This is a genomic window from Streptomyces rectiviolaceus (assembly GCF_039533825.1).
Taxonomy (GTDB): Bacteria; Actinomycetota; Actinomycetes; order Streptomycetales; family Streptomycetaceae; genus Streptomyces; species Streptomyces rectiviolaceus.
Genome location: NZ_BAAAUG010000054.1, coordinates 1 through 15,905, shown reverse-complemented (window position 1 = coordinate 15,905; position 15,905 = coordinate 1). Strand labels below are relative to the sequence as shown.

16 protein-coding genes are annotated in these 15,905 nt (G+C 70.9%); 6 read left to right on the top strand and 10 right to left on the bottom strand.

All coding sequences use genetic code 11. From position 1 onward, the window contains the following. Positions 1-662 (bottom strand): hypothetical protein (locus ABD378_RS17300; protein WP_344521815.1); only part of this gene is annotated, 662 nt, incomplete at its 3' end. A gap of 138 nt (positions 663-800) precedes the next feature. After that, complete coding sequence (locus ABD378_RS17295) at positions 801-1,364, bottom strand: PadR family transcriptional regulator (RefSeq protein ID WP_344521814.1); 564 nt, start codon at positions 1,362-1,364, stop codon at positions 801-803. Positions 1,365-1,625: 261 nt separating this feature from the next. On the opposite strand from ABD378_RS17295, the gene ABD378_RS17290 reads away from it, so the two are divergent. The 4 genes from ABD378_RS17290 to ABD378_RS17275 all read left to right on the top strand — a co-directional run bounded on the left by ABD378_RS17290 (position 1,626) and on the right by ABD378_RS17275 (position 6,050). Beyond that, a complete protein-coding gene (locus ABD378_RS17290; RefSeq protein WP_344521813.1) occupies positions 1,626-2,921 on the top strand; it encodes an activator-dependent family glycosyltransferase in 1,296 nt (431 codons plus the stop codon). Between the two features lie 68 nt (positions 2,922-2,989). Further along, positions 2,990-3,616 (top strand): dTDP-4-dehydrorhamnose 3,5-epimerase family protein, encoded by a 627-nt coding sequence (locus tag ABD378_RS17285; RefSeq protein WP_344521812.1) that lies wholly within the window; start codon positions 2,990-2,992, stop codon positions 3,614-3,616. Then, positions 3,583-4,587, top strand: coding sequence for an NAD-dependent epimerase/dehydratase family protein (locus ABD378_RS17280; RefSeq protein WP_344521811.1), 1,005 nt, complete (start codon positions 3,583-3,585; stop codon positions 4,585-4,587). Before ABD378_RS17285 ends, ABD378_RS17280 begins: the two co-directional genes overlap by 34 nt. Next, a complete protein-coding gene (locus ABD378_RS17275; protein ID WP_344521810.1) occupies positions 4,584-6,050 on the top strand; it encodes an NDP-hexose 2,3-dehydratase family protein in 1,467 nt (488 codons plus the stop codon). The genes ABD378_RS17280 and ABD378_RS17275 overlap by 4 nt, the downstream gene beginning before the upstream one ends. Before the next feature lie 81 nt (positions 6,051-6,131). Here ABD378_RS17275 and ABD378_RS17270 read toward each other — a convergent pair whose 3' ends face one another. From ABD378_RS17270 to ABD378_RS17260, 3 genes are all read right to left on the bottom strand, one after another. Next, positions 6,132-7,241: a DegT/DnrJ/EryC1/StrS family aminotransferase gene (locus tag ABD378_RS17270; RefSeq protein WP_344521809.1), complete on the bottom strand. Its 1,110-nt coding sequence runs from the start codon at positions 7,239-7,241 to the stop codon at positions 6,132-6,134. Continuing rightward, positions 7,238-7,966: a class I SAM-dependent methyltransferase gene (locus tag ABD378_RS17265; RefSeq protein ID WP_344521808.1), complete on the bottom strand. Its 729-nt coding sequence runs from the start codon at positions 7,964-7,966 to the stop codon at positions 7,238-7,240. The genes ABD378_RS17270 and ABD378_RS17265 overlap by 4 nt, the downstream gene beginning before the upstream one ends. An 80-nt stretch (positions 7,967-8,046) precedes the next feature. Further along, the gene (locus tag ABD378_RS17260; protein ID WP_344521807.1) at positions 8,047-8,826 is read right to left on the bottom strand and encodes a cyclase family protein; all 780 of its coding nucleotides are present in this window, start codon (positions 8,824-8,826) and stop codon (positions 8,047-8,049) included. A gap of 186 nt (positions 8,827-9,012) precedes the next feature. Here ABD378_RS17260 and ABD378_RS17255 point away from each other — a divergent pair, with 186 nt between their 5' ends. Both ABD378_RS17255 and ABD378_RS17250 read left to right on the top strand, forming a co-directional pair. After that, entirely contained in the window at positions 9,013-9,447 is a 435-nt protein-coding gene (locus ABD378_RS17255) for a nuclear transport factor 2 family protein (protein ID WP_344521806.1), read from the top strand. 55 nt (positions 9,448-9,502) lie between these two features. Next, positions 9,503-10,234: an SDR family NAD(P)-dependent oxidoreductase gene (locus ABD378_RS17250; RefSeq protein WP_344521816.1), complete on the top strand. Its 732-nt coding sequence runs from the start codon at positions 9,503-9,505 to the stop codon at positions 10,232-10,234. Positions 10,235-10,307: 73 nt separating this feature from the next. Here ABD378_RS17250 and ABD378_RS17245 read toward each other — a convergent pair whose 3' ends face one another. The 5 genes from ABD378_RS17245 to ABD378_RS17225 form a co-directional block, all read right to left on the bottom strand. Further along, positions 10,308-11,678 carry an SRPBCC family protein gene (locus ABD378_RS17245; RefSeq protein WP_344521805.1) on the bottom strand — a complete coding sequence of 457 codons (1,371 nt, stop codon included), beginning with the start codon at positions 11,676-11,678 and terminating at the stop codon, positions 10,308-10,310. A gap of 8 nt (positions 11,679-11,686) precedes the next feature. Continuing rightward, positions 11,687-12,472 (bottom strand): SDR family NAD(P)-dependent oxidoreductase, encoded by a 786-nt coding sequence (locus ABD378_RS17240; protein WP_344521804.1) that lies wholly within the window; start codon positions 12,470-12,472, stop codon positions 11,687-11,689. A gap of 7 nt (positions 12,473-12,479) precedes the next feature. Next, positions 12,480-13,781, bottom strand: a complete 1,302-nt coding sequence (rfbH, locus tag ABD378_RS17235) for a lipopolysaccharide biosynthesis protein RfbH (RefSeq protein ID WP_344521803.1) — start codon at positions 13,779-13,781, stop codon at positions 12,480-12,482. A gap of 25 nt (positions 13,782-13,806) precedes the next feature. Further along, positions 13,807-15,120, bottom strand: coding sequence for an activator-dependent family glycosyltransferase (locus tag ABD378_RS17230; protein WP_344521802.1), 1,314 nt, complete (start codon positions 15,118-15,120; stop codon positions 13,807-13,809). After that, on the bottom strand, positions 15,117-15,905 hold a 789-nt coding region (locus ABD378_RS17225), incomplete at its 5' end, for a cytochrome P450 family protein (protein WP_344521801.1). The genes ABD378_RS17225 and ABD378_RS17230, both read right to left, overlap by 4 nt.

Here is a 15,905-nt window from a genome sequence, read left to right as displayed (position 1 = left end):
GGTGTGGCGGCGTGGTCGATCAGGAGCGCCCCCGCCGCGAGCCATTCGGCGGGAATCGGGGGGTGGCTGCCGGTCACGGCGACGACGTCGGCGCGCCGGGCGGTGGCGCGGGCGTCGTCGGTCACGTGGACCGTAAGGCCGGTGCGGCGGGCGACCGCGGCGGCGAAATCCTTGGCGCGGGACGGATCGCGCCCGACGACATGGAACTCTTCGAGCGACGGCAGCGCGTGGTGCAGGACCAGGAGGCAGGACCACGCCTGTTCACCGGCGCCGAGCAGTCCGAGACAGAGGGGGTTCGGCGGTGCGAGGTAGCGGGCGGCGAGGCCGGAGGGGATGGCCGCCCGCCAGCCGTCGAGTGCGCCCGCGTCGGCGATGCCGAGCAGGGAGCCGTCGTCGTCGGCGATGAGTAACTCGACGCGCGCGGTGGCGGAACCGGGCGGGGCGGGGTCGATCCGGACCACGAAGCAGCGGCCGAACGGGCCTGGGACGTACGGCCGGACGGTGAGCCGGCAGTTGGAGTACGGGAGCGGGTACCGGGTCTCGTGTCCGGCAGCCGGTCCGTGGCCGAGGAGCAGCCCCTGGACATCGGAGAATCGCTCCTCCATGAAGGCCAGGTCGTCGAAGACGTCGTCCACGTCTTCCGAGGTCAGCAGGATCGGCACGGTAGTCGTCTTCCTTTTCGCTGGGAAAGAGCCGAGGCGAGATACACAAACTTGAGTATCACGAGGGAAGGAACCGGATCCACAGAATCCACATCAACGGCCGGAAGACCCCGACCGGCTGCGATGCCCGCACCTCCGTCAGGAGGAGGTCTCCTCCCCCGCCATCACGTACTCCCCCTCTTCCAGGCGCTTGATCAGCTCGTGCGCCCAGACGGCCTGGCTCGCGGCGCTGTGTTCCCACAGGCCGAGGAGTTCGCGGATATGGGCCCGCTCCTGCTTCTCGCTGGTGGCGTCACGGACCCGCGCGACCAGATCCCCCTGCTCGGCCGAGAGCGAGTCGACGCGCTCGCGCAGCAGGGCCACGGCCTCGTCGCGGCCGAGCGCGGGCAGCAGGACGAGCGCGGCACCCAGCATGTCCGACCGGTTGTTGCCGTGCCGCAGGGCATCCCTGAGGAGCCGCATGAACTCGTCGTCGCCCGCCGGCGTGATCTCGTAATCCACCCGGCCCGGCCAGTCCGGGATGTCGGTCGACGTCAGCAGCCCTTCCTTCGCCAGCTGCCGCAGGGCGTGATAGATCGAGCCGAACTTGATGTGGGCCCACTCGTCGGCCCCCCAGGAGAGCAGTTCGGAACGGACCAGATAGCCATGGGCCCGGCCCTGCATCCGCACGACCCCCAGGACGAGCAATTTCGTGGCTGACATCGTCTCCCTGCTGATCTCCCGTGCGATGCGGACCGGCGCGCACACTCCGTGGTCCGGTGACCATCCGTCATCGCTGGCTTGGCAGTCACCCACGGTAGTACATGACCTGCTGTTCTCCGTGCGCAAGGGGGCTGCAGCCCTCCTGTGCGGTACGGGCCGCTCCGGTCGAGCGCCCCTGCAACGACTCTCGACTCCGGTACGAGGTGGCGGCCCGAGGGTGGAGCCATCCATGTCGGGTCGTACGCCTGAATAGAGGTTGGGATGCGGATACTCTTCACCACCTTCGCCGCCAAGTCACACATGCATGCGCAGGTGACACTGGCCTGGGCCCTCAAGGCGGCCGGCCACGAGGTCAGGATCGCGAGCCACCCCGATCTCGCCGAGGACATCACCCGGACCGGGCTCACCGCCGTCGGGGTCGGGGAGGAGCTCCATCTCGACGAGCAGATGCAGGACACCCAGGAGAACATCGGCCAGGACGTCGACCAGCTGGAGAGCCAGGCACAGGTCGGCCTTGACATGAGCGAGCTCCGGCCGGAGCGGCTCACCTGGGACTACACCCTCGGTGTGTTCACGGCCATGACGTCGGTCGTCTTCCAGAACTGCTGCTCCGACCAGATGGTCGACGAGCTGGTGGAGCACTGCCGCTCCTGGAAGCCCGACCTCGTCCTGTGGGACACGATGACCTTCGCCGGCGCCGTCGCCGCCATCTCCACGGGAGTCGCCCACGGCCGGGTGCTCTTCGGTCTCGACCTGGCGGGCCGGATGCGGGAGACCTTCCTCGAACAGCTCGCCGCACGGCCGCCGGAGCTGCGGGACGACCCGCTGCGCGAGTGGCTCACCTGGAGCCTGGAGCGGCACGGCGCCTCCTTCGAGGAGTCCGCGGTGACCGGCGACTTCACCGTCTGCCCGCTGCCGGCCTCCCTGCGCCTCCCGGTCGGCCTGCAGTACGTACCCGTGCGGTACGTGCCGTACAACGGCCAGTCGACGGTGCCGCAGTGGCTCCAGGAGCCGCCGAAGGAGGGCCGCCGCCGGGTGTGCATCACCCTGGGCGTGGCACACCGCGAGGTGCTCGGCGCCGACCGTGCCTCCATCGGCGATCTGCTCGAAGCCGTCGCCGGACTCGACGACGTGGAGGTCGTCGCCACCCTCAACGAGAACCAGCTGAAGGACTTCGACTCCCTGCCCGACAATGTGCGGGCCGTCGACTTCGTCCCGCTCGACGCGCTGCTTCCCACCTGTGACGCGGTGATCCACCACGGCGGCTCCGGCAGCTTCGGCACCGCCATGATCCACGGAGTGCCCCAGCTCATCATCGTCGACGGCGTCTGGGACACCATCAACAAGGCCCGCAAGCTCGAGGAGCGCAAGGCCGGGCTCTACGTGCCCGGCAAGCTCAGCGGCAAGGGCGTGCGCGAACTCCTGGTCCGCCTCCTCGACGAGCCGGTCTTCCGGGAGAACGCGGACCTCCTGCGGCGCGAGGCGCTCGCGTCCCCCGCCCCCGCGGCGGTCGTCCCCACGCTGGAGCGCCTCGCGGCCGAGTACCGCCGCCGATGAACGGCGCCGACCTCCCCCCACCGCCATCCCCGACGTACCCGACTACTTCCCGGACGGTGAACCAATCGATGCAGGTCCGTAAGCTCAAGGTCGAGGGGGCGTACGAGTTCACCCCCCGTCAATTCGGTGATCACCGCGGTCTGTTCGTCTCCCCGTTCCAGCAGGAGGCGTTCCAACAGGCCCTGGGGCGGCCCTCCTTCCCGGTCGCGCAGACCAACCACAGCACGTCCCGGCGCGGCACGATCCGCGGCATCCACTTCACCGTCACGCCTCCCGGCACCGCCAAGTACGTCTACTGCGCGCGGGGGCGGGCGATCGACGTCGTGGTCGACCTGCGGGTCGGCTCGCCCACCTTCGGGCAGTGGGACGCGGTCGAGATGGACCAAGTGCACTTCCGCACCTCGTACTTCCCCGTCGGCGTCGGCCACGCCTTCGTCGCGCTCGAGGACCACACCGTCATGTCGTATCTGCTCACCAGTCCCTACGTCGCCGAGAACGAGCTCGCCGTCGACGTGTTCGACAAGGAGCTTGGGGTGCAGATCCCGGCGGGCCTCGACGTCGTGCAGTCCGACCGTGACCGCGACGCGCTCTCCTTCGCCGCCGCGCGGGAGCGCGGCGTGCTGCCCGGCTACGCCGAGTCCGCGGCCGTCGAGGAGAGCCTGTGGCTCCCCTCCGGCGTCGGCGCCGCGCGCTGAGCCCGGCGGTGGACACGACCGCGCAGAGCGGCACGGCGGGCACGGTGGCCGTGCTCGGGGCCACCGGGTGCGTCGGGCGAAGCGTCTGCGACGAGCTGGTCAGGACCGGGCACGAGGTCCTGGCGGTGGCCCGCAGGTCCGCGCCCGGCATCCCCGCGCACGCCTTCGTCCCGCTCGATGTCGCCGCGGCCTCGCCGAAGACCCTCGGCACGCTCTTCGACCGGCACGGCGTCGGCTCGGTGGTGAACGCCAGCGGTGGCTGGGGCACCACCGCGGAGGAGATGCGCTACGCCCATGTCGAGCTCCTCGAACGCCTCGTCGACGGATGTGCCGCTGCCGACGGGCGGCTGCGGGTCGTCCAGATGGGGTCCATCCACGAGTACGGGCCCGTGCCCGACGGCGTCCTCATCGACGAGCAGCGCCGGCCCGGGACCCTGAGCCCGTACGGGCTGACCAAGCGGACCGGCTCCGAGCACCTGCTCGACCAGACCCGGGCGGGCCGGGTGGACGGCGTCGTGCTGCGCGCGGTCAACGTCTACGGTCCGCACACCACGACGGCGAGCTTCCTGGGCGCTGTGCTGGCCCGGCTGCGCGCGCTCGTCCCCGGCGAAGTGCTCGCCCTCGACGTGGCCGAGGCCCGCAGGGACTTCGTCGACGTACGGGATCTGGCGCGGGCGGCGGTGGCCGCGGTGCACGCCCCGGTCGTCGGCCGGGTCGTCAACATCGGGCGCGGCGAGGCGGTGTCCATGCGTGACCTGGTCGCCTCCCTGATCGACGCGTCCGGCATCGACCCGGCGTCGGCACGGCTCAACCCCGCCGATGTGGCCAGCAAGGGCGGTGGCTGGACTTGCGCGGACATCCGGCTCGCGGCCCGCGCGCTCGACTGGTACCCCCGGATCCCGCTGCACGACTCCCTGCGGGCCATGTGGGACACGGCCGCCGCCAGCATCCCGCCTCAGGAGGTCTCATGAGCAACTCCCGCACGCCGTCCGCCACTCCGTCCGCTACGCCGTCCGCCGCTTCGCCGGTGGGCCGGGAGCCCGTGGAGCGGCGGATCGACGTCTCGGCCGGGCTGCGCACCGGTCCGCTCGGCGACCTCTCGGACTTCCCCCAGTGGTTCGCCGAGCACGCACGACGCGCCTACACCCGCGTCCGGCGGGTGCCGCTCGACGGTCTCGAAGGCTGGGTCACCGACCCGGACACCGGCGATCTGCGCCACCACACGGGCCAGTTCTTCACCGTGCACGGGCTGCGGGTCAGCAACCCGGGCGCACCGGTTCCCGAGTGGTCACAGCCGATCATCGACCAGCCCGAGATCGGCATCCTCGGCATCCTGGCCGCCCCGATCGACGGGGTGCTGCACCTGCTGATGCAGGCCAAGGTGGAGCCCGGCAACGCCAACGGGCTCCAGCTGTCCCCGACCGTCCAGGCGACCCGCAGCAACTACACCCAGGTGCACCGCGGGCGGGCCGTCCCCTATCTCAGCCACTTCCTGGACATCCACAGCCGTCCTGGCGTGCTGGCGGACGTGCGCCAGTCGGAGCAGGGGTCGTGGTTCAACCGCAAGCGCAACCGCAACGTCGTGATCGAGCTGCCCGAGCCGGTCGAAGCCATCGACGGATTCCGGTGGCTGACGTTGGGTCAGGTGCACGAGCTGCTCGGCCGCGAGGACACGGTCAACATGGATGCCAGGACCGTCCTGTCGTGTCTGCCCTTCACAGGACCGGCAGGACCGGCGGACGGCGACGGCTTCCGGAGCGCGCTGCGGCGTTCCGGCGATCCTTCGGCCAGGAGCCTGCACAGCACCGCGGAGATCCTCGGCTGGCTCACCGAACGGCGCACGGGCAGCGACCTCACGACCCGCCGGATCCCGCTCGCGAAGGTGGCGGGCTGGAACCGTACGCCGGAGCGCATGAGCCATGACGAGGACGCCTTCTTCAACGTCATCGGTGTGCGGGTCGAAGCGGCAGGCCGTGAGGTGGGCGGGTGGAGCCAGCCGATGATCGAGCCGGTGGGGCGGGGCGTCATCGCCTTCCTCGTCCGGCGGATCGACGGCGTGCTGCACGTGCTCGCGCACGCGCGTACGGAGCCGGGCTTCACGGACGTGGTGGAGCTGGGGCCGACCGTGCAGTGCGTCACGGACAGTTACGCGCACCTGCCGCCCGGGACGCTGCCGCCGTTCCTCGACGAGGTGTTGGGGGCCTCCGCGGAGCGGATCCGGTTCGACAACGCGCTCTCCGAGGAAGGCGGCCGGTTCCATCACGCGCTCAACCGCTATCTGATCGTGGAGGCTTCGGACGACGTCCCGTCCGACCATCCCGCGTACCGCTGGCTGACCCTGCACCAGCTGTCCGGGCTGCTGAAGCACAGCCACTACGTCAACATCCAGGCCCGCAGCCTGATCGCCTGTCTGCACAGCCTGTACTCCGGCTGAGGCGAGGCCGCGCGTGAAACGCCGTGTCCCGGTGAGGTGGTCCGCCTCACCGGGACACGGCGTTTCACGCGTGCGCGGCGCTCACAGCTCCGCGATGACCTCGCGCAGCGCCTCGATCACCTTCTCCTGGACGTGCTGCGGCAGGGAGGGGTACATCGGCAGGGAGAAGATCTCCTTCGCAAGCCGCTCGGTCACCGGGAGGTCGCCCTCGCCGTAGCCCAGGTGCGCGAAGCCCGTCATGGTGTGAACCGGCCACGGGTAACTGATGTTCAGCTCGATGTCGTACGCCCTGAGCCGCTCGATGATCCGGTCCCGTTCGGGGTGCCGCACCACGTAGACGTAGTGGACGTGATCATTTCCCACCGCGTTCGCGGGCATGACAAGGCCGGTGTCGCCAAGACCCTCGGCGTAGCGCCGGGCCACGCTGCGCCGGCCCTCCACGTACGCGTCCAGGCGGCGGAGTTTGCGGCGGAGGATCTCGGCCTGCACTTCGTCGAGGCGGCTGTTGTGTCCCGGGGTGCTGACAACGTAGTACGTCTCCTCCATGCCGTAGTAGCGCAGCCGGCGCAGGTTCGCCGCGGTGTCCTTGTCCGGGGTGACCACCGCGCCGCCGTCGCCGTACGCGCCGAGCACCTTCGTCGGGTAGAAGGAGAAGGCCGCGGCGTCGCCCATGGTGCCCGCGAGACGCCCGTGGTGCCGGGCGCCGTGTGCCTGGGCGCAGTCCTCGAGGACCTTGATCCCGTGGCGCTTCGCCAGCTCCATGACCGGGTCCATGTCGACGCACTGCCCGTAGAGATGCACGGGCACGATCGCCTTGGTCCGCGGGGTGATCGCGTCGGCGATCAGGTCCGTCCGCATGAGGAAGTCCTCGTCGCGGACGTCCACGAAGACCGGCTTGGCACCTGTCGCATCGATGGCAAGGACCGTGGGGGCGGCCGTGTTGGACACGGTGATCACCTCGTCGCCCGGCCGCACCCCGAGCGCCTGGAGGCCGAGGACCAGCGCGTTGGTGCCGTTGTCCACACCCACACAGTGCGCACGGCCGTGATAGGCGGCGAACTCCTCCTCGAAGCTCTGGACGCTCGCGCCGAGCACGAGCTGACCGGACTGGAACACGGTGTCGACGGCATCGAGGAGCTCCTCGCGCTCCGCCTCGTACTCCCGCAGATAGTCCCAGACGTACGTGGTCATCGGCCGGACACCTCCCGCTCCTTGACTCCGGTGAACAGGCCGCGGCCGGTGGGCGGGCCCGGGTGGAACTCGACACGGCATCCGGCGTCCGTGAACGCCTGCTCGTACTCCTCGCGCGTGAAGAGGGTCAGCACGTCGATCTCGGTGAAGGTGCGGATGCCCGACGGCTCTCCGACGAGGAACCGCACCTCCATCCGGGTCGCCCGCCCCTGGAGGGTGGAGTGGGAGATCCTGGCCACGGTCCGGTCGCCGTCACGTGCCAGGTCCCCCGCGACGAACCCCTCCTTGAACTGCTCGGGGAACCACCAGGGTTCGACGACGAGCACGCCGCCCGGGGCGAGGTGCCGGGCCATGGCGGCGACGGCGGACCGCATGTCGTCGACGCTGTCCAGATAGCCGATGGCACAGAACATGCAGGTGACCACGGAGTACTGGCGGCCGAGGTCGAAGTCCCGCATGTCGCCCTCGTGGATGGTCAGTCCGGGCCAGCGCCGCGCCGCCAGGTCTCGCATCGGCTCGGCGATCTCCAGCCCCTCCGCGGTGGCGAAGAGCTTGCTGAACGGGCCGAGATGGGCGGCGGTGCCGCACGCCACGTCGAGCAGCGAGTCGGCGTCCGGCGTGTGGCGGCGCGCCACGGCCGCGATGTCCTCGGCCTCCGCGGCCCAGTCCTTGCCCCGGCTGCGGTACACCAACTCGTATACGTCGGCGAGGTCCGTGCTGTACATGGGTTCTCCTCGGGTCGGCTGCTGATCTCGGCGCCGGCGGTGGCACCGGTCCTTGCGCCCGGCGCATGGCCGGTGTGCGGCTACGCGTCGACGAGGGCGACCGCCCGCGCCCAGCCGGCTCCGGCGCCGGCCACCTTCACCGGGAAGCAGGCCACCTGGAAGCCGTGGGGCCCCGGCAGCGTCTCCAGTGCCGAGAGCCGCTCGATCTGGCAGTACTCCCGGTCGCGGCCCGCGACATGGGCGGGCCAGAGCACGCTGCGGTCCCCCGTCCGCTGGTACTCGGCGATGATCGTGCCGAACGGCGCGTCCAGGCTGAACGCGTCGGTGCCGATCACCCGTACGCCCGCGTCGAGCAGGAAGGCGACGGCGCTCGCGTCCAGGCCGACGAAGTCGGTGAAGTAGCGGGGCGTACCGGACCATTCGGCGGCGCCGGTGTGGAGCAGCACGATGTCGGACGGGGCGAGCGTGTAGCCGATCCGGTCGAGTTCCTTGCGCAGGTCGGCGGCGTCGACCACGCCGGCCTCGCGGCCCCGGACGTCGAGCACCACGCCGGGCGCGAGGAACCATTCGAGCGGCACGGCGTCGATGTGCCGGGGCACTCCGGTGCCGTACGAGGCACGGGAGCCGTAGTGCGACGGCGCGTCGACGTGGGTGCCGGTGTGGGTGGTCAGACTCAGCCGGTCCAGGGAGAGGAACTCGCCGTCGGGCAGGTCGTCGGGGTCGAAGTCGATGTCGAAATGACGCCGCATCTCGTCGCGCATGTGCAGCGCGCCCTCTCGCGGGGACATCACCTCGTGGACCACCGGGTCCGGTTCGAACGAGCCGGAGTCCACCGGCGAGGACAGGTCAATGATGCGCACGGTCACCTCCTGAGCGATGGGGCCCAGCCTTCCGGCGCCCGCTCGGAAGGCGTTGGAAGCCCGCTCGACGCCTGGACGGGGCAGGAGTCCGTCCCGCCGGGGCGGGGTGGTGTCTCGACCGGGAATCGATCCCTGTCGGCCAGGGTCGGTGGTCCCAGGAACCGCAGCCGTGCCGGGAGGCCACTCGTGGACAGCACCGAGATCCAGCAGTTCTACGCCCGCCACATGCAGTTGCTCGACGGCGGATCGGCCGAGGCGTGGGCCCGGACGTTCACCCCCGACGCCACCTTCACCGCCCCCTCGATGACGGAGCCGGTACGGGGCCGGGAGGGCATCGCCGCGGGCGCGAGGGCCGCGATCGAGGACCGGGCGGCGGCGCGGGAGGTGCACCGTCACTGGGTGAACATGACGGTCACGAGTGAGACTGACGAGGGGGCCGACGCTGCCGACGGCACCGACAGCACCGAGGCCGTCTCGTACGTGCAGATCCTGGCCACCGGACGGGGTGCCGCGCCGCGGGTGCTGCTGTCCTGCGTGATGCGGGACCGCCTGGTGAGCCGGGACGGCGAACTGCTCGTGGCTCAGCGCCGGATCAGCCGCGACGACCGGCCGCTCAGCTGAGTTCGACCCCGGTTCGAGCGCCCGTCAGTAGCTTCCTGTCATGACACCACGGACAGTGATCATCACCGGTGGAGGTACCGGCATCGGCCGGGCCACGGCCCTGCGATTCGCCGGGAAGGGCGAGCGCGTCCTCGTCGTGGGCCGTACCGCGGCCGCGCTTGACGAGGCAGCCGAGGGACACGACAACATCCGCACGCTGGTGGCGGACATCACCGCGCCGGGGGCCGGCGAGGAGGTGGTCGAGGCGGCGCTGCGGGAGTTCGGGCGCATCGACGTGCTCGTCAACAACGCGGGCACGGGCACCTTCGCCCCGCTCGCCAAACTCGACCGCGCCGCCACCGAGCGCCAGTACGCCACCAACGTGATCGCGCCCACGTTCCTCGCACAGGCCGCGCTTGACGCCCTGGAGGAGACCGGCGGCACGATCGTCAATGTGAGCTCCGCCGGTTCGCTGGGCATCCAGGCGTTCCCCGACAACTCGGTCTACTGGAGCACGAAGTCGGCGCTGAACCACCTCACGCGCACCTGGGCGGTCGAACTGGCGCCCCGCGGGATCCGGGTGGTCTCGGTGGCCCCCGGCGTGACGGACACCGGCATCGGTGAACGCATCGGCATGTCGGCCGAGCAGTACCGGGAGTTCCTGGGGCAGCTGGCCGGGCAGATACCCCTCGGCCGGGTCGCCTCACCCGACGACGTGGCCTGGTGGATCACCACGCTGTCCGATCCGGAGGGGCGGTACATGACCGGTGCGATCGTGCCGGTCGACGGCGGTCTCTCACTGACCTGAGCCTGCGCCTGCCCTCCACTCCGTCCACGCCTTCGGGCCGCACCGCTCGGCGGTGCGGCCCGAAGCCCTGTGGTCAGACGCCGTCGTGCTCGACCCTGCGGTGGCGCACGCGCCAGCCGTGGCCGCCGTCCGGTACGAGTTCGTCCTCGCACACCGTGCTCACGTGCAGCACGGTCGGCCCGCCGGGCGGGGTCGCGAGGACCTGTGCGTAGGAACGGGCACGGACGGTGCCCTCCGGGCCCGGTTCCACGGTGAGCATGGAGAACACGTGCCGCCGCTGCTGCGGGGTGTCCGCGAGCCGCGCCAGGTTCCGGCGCACGGCATCGGCGATGGCCTCCCGGCCCCGGACGGGTGCGGGCCCCGTGTTCTGCTCGAAGACGCCATCCTCGGTGAACGTGCCCGCCCACTCCTCGGCCCGCTGCTCGTCGAGCAGCCTCATCTGCTCCGCGTAGAAGCGCTGCACGCCCACGTACAGCTCGGCGGAGACCGGTGCGCCGCCGCGCGGGCTGCTCGCGTACTGCGCCGCGTGCCCGAGTGTCGCCCGGCTGTTGCGGCCCAGCGCGTCCCGGATCAGGGTGCGGGCCTCCGGCACCCCCGCGTGCTCACCGATGACCTCGGTCACGGCGTGCGGCGCGATCCGCACGGTGTGCCGTGAGGTGACCGTGCACCCCTGCCCGTCCTCCTCGAAGATCCACTCCCCGGTGTGCGCGGCCATCAGGGCGGGCGTCTGGATCTGCTTGTAGACGATCCGTTCGGCCGGGAAGCAGATCCGGACGGAGCGGGTCGTGTGGGTGTCGCCGTCGGCGGTGCGGGTGTCCATCTCCAGGATCTGCTCGTTCGGCGCGTCCTCGGTGAGGACGACCCGGGCGACGTGCGGCAGCCGCTCCGTCCAGCGGTCCGCCGCGCGGATGAACTCGTACGCGTCCTTGGCCGACCCGTCGACGTGCACGCTGTCGTCGAAGGTGAAGGTGAGCCGGGGGTCCGCGTCCTCGACGCCGGCCCGCAGCGCCTCCAGTTCGGAAGACGTGTTGGTGTCGATGGCCCGGCGGATCCACTCCACCTGTTCCGGCTGTTCCGGCCCGTCGTCGACGGCGGTGAACCGGTGGGTGAACCGCACCCGCGTCCGCTGCTCGTCGAGCGGTTCGAGCTGCCACTCGCCGGTCATGGAGCCCACCGGCGCCTGCGACTTCTCCTGACGGTACGTCACCCGCAGCTGGTCGCGTTCCAGTACCCGGTGTGAGGTCCAGGTCTTGATCTCGTCGTTGGCGGTGGCCCAGATCCGCAGCCGTTCCTGGCTGCCGTCGCCCTCCAGGCGCTCGACGTGGACGCTCGGCGGGAAGTGCACCGGCCAGGCCGGTGCGTCCGCGATGAGGTCGAACACAGCCCCGGCGGGGGCGTCCACGTCGATCTCGTGAAGAGTCTCGTGCACTGTCTCCTCGGACATGGCTCTCCTCAGTAGTTGCCGAGTCCGCCGCAGACATTGATCGCCTGCGCGGTGACGGGTGCGGCGGCGTCGGTCAGGAGATAGCCGACCATCCCCGCGACCTCCTCGGGCGCGGTGTAGCGGCCGAGCGGGATCTTGGCCTGGAACCGGCCGAGCACGTCCTCCTCGGTGGTCTGCCAGGCGGCGGCGTAGCCCTGCCGGACCCGTGCCGCCATGGGCGTCTCCACATAGCCGGGGCAGACGGCGTTGACGGTGATGCCGGTCTTGGCCAGCTCCAGGCCCACGGCCTTGGTGAAGCCGACGACCCCGTGTTTGGACGCGGAGTAGGGGGCGCCGAGCACGACGCCCTGCTTGCCGCCGGTGGAGGCGATGTTGACGATGCGGCCCCAGGTCCCCTCCCGCATCCGGCCGGTGGTGAGCACGGTCCGGGTGAAGCGGAAGACGCTGTCCAGGTTGGTGGCCATGACGTCGTCCCACAGATCGTCCTCGATCGTGTGCGTCTCGCCGCCGCCGCTGCGTCCCGCGTTGTTGACGAGCACCTCGACCGGTCCGTAGCGCTCCACGGCGCCGGCGACCAGCGCCTCGATCCGCGCGACGTCGCGCACGTCGCAGCTCTCGCCCTCCACCTCGTACCCCTCGGCACGTAATTCCTTGACGGTCAGCACCACGCGGTCGGCGTCGCGGGCGCAGATGTACACACGGTGTCCTGCCGCCGCGAGGGCCCGGGTCACGGCGAGTCCGATGCCGCTGGTGGCGCCGGTGACGACGGCGACCCTGCTCTGCTGTGCGTCCATGATGTGCTCAGCCCTTCCCGGTGCAGAACTCGGTGATGGACTCGACGACGTAGTCGAGCATTTCGTTGGTGAGCGACGGATAGACGCCGATCCAGAAGGTGTCCTCCGTGAGGATGTCGCAGTTGGTCAGCTCGCCCACGATGCGGTAGCGCACGTCCTCGTACGCGGGATGGCGGGTGATGTTCCCGCCGAAGAGCCGGCGGGTCCCGATGTTGCGCGCCTCCAGGAAGTTGACCAGGTCCTTGCGGCTGAACCCCGCGTCGGGCAGGACGGTGAGGGCGAAGCCGAACCAGCTCGGTTCGCTGTCCGGGGTGGCCCGCGGCAGCAGCAGGCCGGGGACGTCGGCCAGGCCGTCGCGCAGCCGCTGCCAGTTGCTCCGGCGGGCGGCGATGAAGTCGGGCAGCTTCTTCAACTGGCTGTGGACCAGGGCGCCTTGGAGGTCGGTCGCCTTCAGGTTGTAGCCGACGTGGGAGAAGATGTACTTGTGGTCATAGCCCGCGGGCAGCGAGCCCATCTGGTAGTCGAACCGCTTCAGGCAGGTGTTGTCCGTGCCGGGTTCGCACCAGCAGTCCCGGCCCCAGTCCCGCATCGACTCCACGAGCCTGGCCAGTTCCAGACTGCCCGTCAGGACACAGCCGCCCTCTCCCGCGGTGATGTGGTGGGCGGGGTAGAAGCTCACCGTGCTGAGGTCCCCGAACGTGCCGGTGAGCTTGCCCTGGTAGGTGGATCCGACCGCGTCGCAGTTGTCCTCGATCAGGAAGATGCCGCGCTTGGCGGCCAGTTCGGCCACCTCGGCGACCGGGAACGGATTGCCCAGCGCGTGCGCGATCATGATCAGCCGGGTACGCGGGGACAGCGCCGCCTCGATCTGTTCGAGCGAGGCGTTGTACGTGCCGAGCTCCACGTCCACGAAGACGGGCGTCAGACCGTTCTGGACGAGCGGGTTGATCGTGGTCGGGAATCCGGCCCCGACCGTGATGGCCTCGTCACCGGGGCGCAGCCGTAACTCCTTGAGCTTCGGCGAGGTGAGCGCGCTGACCGCGAGCAGGTTCGCCGACGATCCCGAGTTCACCATGTGCGCCTTGCGCAGCCGGAAGTAGCGGGCGAAGTCGCTCTCGAACTTGCGGGTGTGCACGCCCGCGGCGATCCGCATGTCCAGCGCCGCGTCGACCAGCGCGAGACGGTCGTCCTCGTCGAGGGTCGCCCCCGACGACCAGATGGGGGTGACACCCGGCTCGAAGCCGCGCGTCACCTGTTCCTTGTGATACTTGCGCGCCAGCTCCAGCGCCAGCGCCTTGGTTTCCGACACCTCTTGCACCCCTCACCCTTGGTCGTCAGCCGCCCGTGCCGTGATCGGCGCGGACGTGCCTCCGTTCGGTTCCGGTCTCGTCCCGGTGCTCGGCGACCAGTCGCTCCAGCACCGGTACGACCTCGTTGGGACTGGGCACGGCCAGCGTGTCCTCCTGGAGCCGCTTGGCCCCTTGGGCGAACGCCGGCTCGGTGATCAGTCGCTCGACCTGCTCGCGCAGCACCTCGGGCACCAGCTCCGCGCTCGGCACGCAGATCCCGGCGCCGATGTCCTCCAGGCCCCGGCCCATGACCTCGGTGTCCCAGCCGAACGCCAGGATCAGCTGCGGAACGCCGTGCACCTCCGCCGTCGCCTTGGTGCCGACTCCCCCGTGGTGCACGACCGCCGCGCAGGTGGGCAGCAGGTCGTTGAGCGGGACGAAGTCGACGAGGCGTACGTTGTCCGGCAGTCCGGCCGCGGCCTCGCGGGTCTCCTCGTCGACGGTGGCGACGATCTCCGCGTCCAGCCGGGAAAGGCCGGTCAGGAGCTGGACCATGTCGACGCCGACATCGGCGGCGGAGGAGCCGAGCGTCACGCAGACGCGGCTGCGCCCGGGTTCCACGCGCAGCCAGTCGGGCACGACGGCGGGACCGTTGTACGCCACGTGACGCACCTGGACGGTCGGCAGCTTCAGGTCGAGCTGCGTACTGGGCGGCGTGGTGTTGACCGTCCACTGCCCGGTGACCATGTCCTCCTCGAACCCGGCGGGGGAACCGAGGCGCTCCAGGGTCCGGTCGAGCCACTCCGCCGTGGGGTCCTCGCGGTGCTCCGGCTCCTGCTCGGCGGCGAGCCGCAGGAACTCCTGCCGGGCCCGGACGCTGATGTCGGGGCCGGAGACAAGGCGGCAGTGTGCCGCGCCGGTCGCGCGGGCCGCGATGGCCCCGGACAGGGTGAAGGTCTCCCAGACGACAAGGTCGGGCTGCCAGGAGCGGGTGAACTCCACGAGGGAGTCCACCATGGTGTCGTTGTTGAGCGCGCCGTAGAGCGTGGGCACCATGATGTTCTCCAGGGCCAGCAACTGCTCGTAGCTCCAGGGGCGTTCACCGGCTGCGGCGAAGTCGAAGCCCTGTACGTGGGCCGACGCCTCGTCGTGCAGCTTGCCGAGCAGGCCGAGGTCCTCGATGTCCCCGAGCGACCACTCCACGGGCACGGCGGTCAGCCCCGTGCCCGTGATGACGTCGGTCAGCTCGGGCTGACTGGCCACCCGCACCTCGTGGCCCGCCGTGCGCAGCGCCCAGGCGAGCGGCACCAGGGGGTAGTAGTGGGTGTGATGGGCCAGTGACGTGAACAGCACCCTCATCGCGTCTCCTCCTCACCGAGTCGTGCCGACAGCCTGGCCAGGCGTCGGGTCACGGGCGCCCGGCGCTCGCGCACCGGCCCGTCCGCAGGCCGCACCCGCGGGAACCGCGCGGAGAGCGCCGTGAGCGCCTGCTCCGTCTGCGCCCGTGCGGCCTCCAGGAGCAACCGTGCGTAGGGGGCCGCGGCGCCCGCGGATTCCGTCTCCGCCCGGCCCGCCGGGTCGCGGTCCGCGGCCGTCATGGCTGTCACGGCCGTCACGACCGTCACGGCCTCGCCTGCGTCGATCCGCTCGCCTGCCGCCTCGATCGGGGCCAGGGCCACCAACGGGTAGGCCCGCCAGGGCGGTTCGGTGCGCAGCACCTCGGCCACGACCCGCTCCGCGTACCCGGGCTCCGTGCGAAGCCGCTCCCACTCCTCGGGCCGGTGGAGCAGCGCCGCGAGCGCGTTGCCGAGCAGGTCGGCCGCTGCGCGCGCTCCGGCCACGGCCAGGATCAGGTCGGCCTCCGCGTGCGGCCGTCCACCGAAGAGCTCCCGCAGCCTCAGCAGGCCCGCTTCGAGGCGCCTGGTCACCGCGAGCGTCTGCGGGCAGAGCAGCGCGTCGACGGCCGGGGCCACGGCCGCCAGATCGGTGGCGAACTCCGTCCGCCGTTCCTCGGGGACGTCCAGGAGTCCGGCGTACACGGCCGCGGCCAGCGGTGCCACGAAGTCCGCCACCAGCTCGCCCTGGCCGGGCGCAAGCCGCGCCACGGCGCGCTCCGCCTCCTCACGCAGCCGCCCGGCGCGGGC

Excerpts from the sequence above, each read along its gene's own strand:
- ABD378_RS17275 (WP_344521810.1), top strand. The coding sequence starts at position 4,584 with ATGAGCAACTCCCGCACGCCGTCCGCCACTCCGTCCGCTACGCCGTCC.
- ABD378_RS17295 (WP_344521814.1), bottom strand. The coding sequence starts at position 1,364 with ATGTCAGCCACGAAATTGCTCGTCCTGGGGGTCGTGCGGATGCAGGGC.
- ABD378_RS17230 (WP_344521802.1), bottom strand. The coding sequence starts at position 15,120 with ATGAGGGTGCTGTTCACGTCACTGGCCCATCACACCCACTACTACCCC.
- ABD378_RS17265 (WP_344521808.1), bottom strand. The coding sequence starts at position 7,966 with ATGTACAGCACGGACCTCGCCGACGTATACGAGTTGGTGTACCGCAGC.
- ABD378_RS17270 (WP_344521809.1), bottom strand. The coding sequence starts at position 7,241 with ATGACCACGTACGTCTGGGACTATCTGCGGGAGTACGAGGCGGAGCGC.
- ABD378_RS17285 (WP_344521812.1), top strand. The coding sequence starts at position 2,990 with ATGCAGGTCCGTAAGCTCAAGGTCGAGGGGGCGTACGAGTTCACCCCC.
- ABD378_RS17290 (WP_344521813.1), top strand. The coding sequence starts at position 1,626 with ATGCGGATACTCTTCACCACCTTCGCCGCCAAGTCACACATGCATGCG.
- ABD378_RS17240 (WP_344521804.1), bottom strand. The coding sequence starts at position 12,472 with ATGGACGCACAGCAGAGCAGGGTCGCCGTCGTCACCGGCGCCACCAGC.
- ABD378_RS17245 (WP_344521805.1), bottom strand. The coding sequence starts at position 11,678 with ATGTCCGAGGAGACAGTGCACGAGACTCTTCACGAGATCGACGTGGAC.